Below are 2,734 nucleotides of genomic sequence, written 5' to 3' on the forward strand. Positions count from 1 at the left end.
AAGCTGACGCGGTCATCAAAAAGGCTGTCGGCCGCGCCCAAAGCGTTTACGCCGCCGGAAAACGGCATATCAATAAATTGTCTGTTATCCCACTGCGGCGCGGACAGGAAAGAGCCAAAAGCAAAGGCGGCGTTTTTCGCGCCGGTTTCCGCCGTGGTAAAAAATCCGCACTGATTTGTTTTTGCCGCAAAAGCTTTTGCCTTTTCCTGATCGGTAAAAACGCGGCATGATACGCCTTCAAAACCGCCGAAGTCCTTTGCGGAATATTCGTCTTCGGTAAACTCCGAGCCTGCCATTACCGTAAAAAATTTATAAGGCGAAGCCGCCAAAATATCGGCGATATCCAAAGTGCCGGTCGGCAAAACGTAGATGTAGCTTTTGCCGCCTTTTAAGATTTGCGCCGCTTCCTGATTATTGGTCAACGCGGCGATTTCCGCCTCGCTCACGCACCTTTTAATCTCGGCCGGGGTATCTTCCGCCAAAGGCTTGGCCAAAAATAAAATATTGCGTATATAGGAAGTATCCGGGCTTGCCGCCGGCGTTTCTACGCTGAGTTTAAAAACATACTGTAAGAGAGTATCCCTCATTTACTGCCTCCTGTGATAAAATTAAAAATCCATATAATCCCTTCTATAAACCCCTTGACGGGGTAATATTCGCCTTTGTAAAAATAAACAAAGTCCAAAGACTGCGTTTTAAGTTCCCAGCCGGGCACGGTTTCGCTTTGGCTTTCTATGGGGCCGAACCAAAAGCGTTTTTCTACGTTTTGCGGAGCGTTTAAAAGCTGCTTTTGCAAAAAGCCCCACGGGTTGCCCTGAGCCGCGCCCAAAATGCCCACTCTGCCGCTTACTTTTCCAAACTCTTCCCCGCGCCGCCCGCTTTGGCGCGTTTGCGTGATTTCACAATAAAGAACATCTTGCTCGGTCGCCGCGTCCAGCCGCTGAAAAACAACTTTTTTAACCTTAAAAATCGCTTTAAGGTCTTTTTCCAAAGCTTTTTTAAACACGTTTCTTTAGCCTCGCTTCTATGGAACTGAACATCGTGCCGGTATTGATAAGCAGGCGGTCAAAGCCCTTTTGCTTTATCGTTTCGGGGCTGTTGGAGCCGTACTCCCCGCGCAATATCGGGCCTCTTACCGTCGCCAAGGCGGTGTTTTCTATGCGCTTATTATCGCCGTGGGATTTGTTCATGTCCACAAGTATTTCTTTCAGCACCAAAGCCACGTCTTTATTGGACGGATTACTCCAAGGGGCTAACAGTAAATTGAATGCGGCGTCCATTCTTTGCAAAACAGCCCTTACGGTGGTGTTGCTGTTTTTGCCCGCCCTGTTGGCCGGCCCGCCGTGAAAGCGTTTCTGCTCTTTTTTTGCTATGCGCTCCGGCCTGTCCGTAAGCGCGCCTATTTCAATTTCATAAGAGCCCATACGGCGCATTATTTCCCGTTTAAGATTAAGCATTTCCGCGTGAAACATCAGTCCAGCACCGCCCCTATAAAAATATTGCTGAAGCCCTGCTTTTGGTTTGGGCTTAAATCAGCCTTAGAAAGCCCGCGGGCGGCAAAGTAAGCGTGTAAATTATTAATATCCGCCCCTTGCCCCCCGCGCGCATAAAGCACCGAGAAAAGAGCCTGATACTTGGCCTTGTCCGTAGTCCTGCCGTCAAGCACAAGTGCGGCTTCACACCACTCGTTGGCGGTTAAATAAGCCGCATTTATTGCCTGCAAGATATTATCAAGTTCTTCTCTCATATATTCTCCTTTAGTCGCTGATAGAAACAGGCTGCACGATAAGCCCGCCTCTTTCTTTGACGTCAACCATAGCCGTACCGTAAATGTAATTTACCCAGGCTTCGCTGTTCCTTTGGTCGGTGCCGGTATTCTCAATTTGCGGGAGCAAAGTATAATGCAAGTCCACTATATCCGGGCAAATAACCACAAGTCCGTTTGCGGAAGCGGATAAATTGGCCGGAACATCTAAAAGCTTTATGCCGCTAAAAGCGTCCTGCAAAACTTTTTTGTAAGTGGAACCGTTGCTTAAAATTTTAAGCAGATACGCCTTTAAATCCGCGCCGTAAACGGCAAACTCGTAATTGGATGATGAAGACGTATTTTCAACCTGCGTTTTAAGGCTGTTGAAAAGCTCCACCAGTTTATCAATGCCGTTATTGCCGGAAATTGTGAGCGGGAGCGTTGACGCGGTATTGGTAATATGGTTAGGGTCGCTTGATACTATTACGCCGTTATTATCAACGCCGTTCCAAACTTCGGCGTCAAGCTGCTTGTGAAAAGCTTTCAATATCTTGTTATTGATATTAGGTAAAGCGGACTGAGCCTGACGGATTGATTCGGCATATTGTACGCCTTTAAAAGCTTTGGCGTAGTATTTGCTTGATACGCCGCTTTTTACGTGAGCTCTTTCCGTATCCTGCGCGTTGATGCCTTTTGCGACGATTTCGTCATCGCCCCTTATCGTGGTGAATTTGACGTTTTCGATTTTTGCCTCGTGGGGTACGCCTTTAAAGACGGAGTAGAACGGTGCATAGTCAAGCACTACACTTTGCATTAGTTCTTCCCGGGTGGGGATGGGGGATATATTATCTGTTGACATTTATTTTCTCCTTAAAAAATTACTCGTGTTAAATTAAATTCTCATTGCTAGCACTTTGCCGCTTTTGGGCCGATTTTAATTTTTTCCTTGCTTGGGTACTGCGCGCCCTTTGGGCGCATCATACTTAG

General features: G+C 47.2%; 4 protein-coding genes and 1 pseudogene. All 5 read right to left on the bottom strand.

The window, feature by feature from the left end:
• Window positions 1–587: pseudogene (locus ACQY26_RS03830) on the bottom strand (hypothetical protein); the annotation flags it as partial.
• Entirely contained in the window at window positions 584–1,006 is a 423-nt protein-coding gene (locus ACQY26_RS03835) for a hypothetical protein (protein WP_428047782.1), read from the bottom strand. The gene ACQY26_RS03835 and the pseudogene ACQY26_RS03830, both read right to left, overlap by 4 nt.
• On the bottom strand, window positions 999–1,472 hold the full coding sequence (locus ACQY26_RS03840; protein WP_428047783.1) for a hypothetical protein: 474 nt from the start codon (window positions 1,470–1,472) through the stop codon (window positions 999–1,001). The genes ACQY26_RS03835 and ACQY26_RS03840 overlap by 8 nt, the downstream gene beginning before the upstream one ends.
• Window positions 1,472–1,747: a hypothetical protein gene (locus ACQY26_RS03845; RefSeq protein ID WP_428047784.1), complete on the bottom strand. Its 276-nt coding sequence runs from the start codon at window positions 1,745–1,747 to the stop codon at window positions 1,472–1,474. The genes ACQY26_RS03840 and ACQY26_RS03845 overlap by 1 nt, the downstream gene beginning before the upstream one ends.
• Window positions 1,748–1,757: 10 nt before the next feature.
• On the bottom strand, window positions 1,758–2,606 hold the full coding sequence (locus ACQY26_RS03850) for a hypothetical protein (protein WP_428047785.1): 849 nt from the start codon (window positions 2,604–2,606) through the stop codon (window positions 1,758–1,760).
• Between the last annotated feature and the right edge of the window lie 128 nt (window positions 2,607–2,734).

The sequence above is a fragment of the Candidatus Proelusimicrobium excrementi genome (assembly GCF_937881865.1).
Lineage (GTDB): Bacteria > Elusimicrobiota > Elusimicrobia > Elusimicrobiales > Elusimicrobiaceae > Proelusimicrobium > Proelusimicrobium excrementi.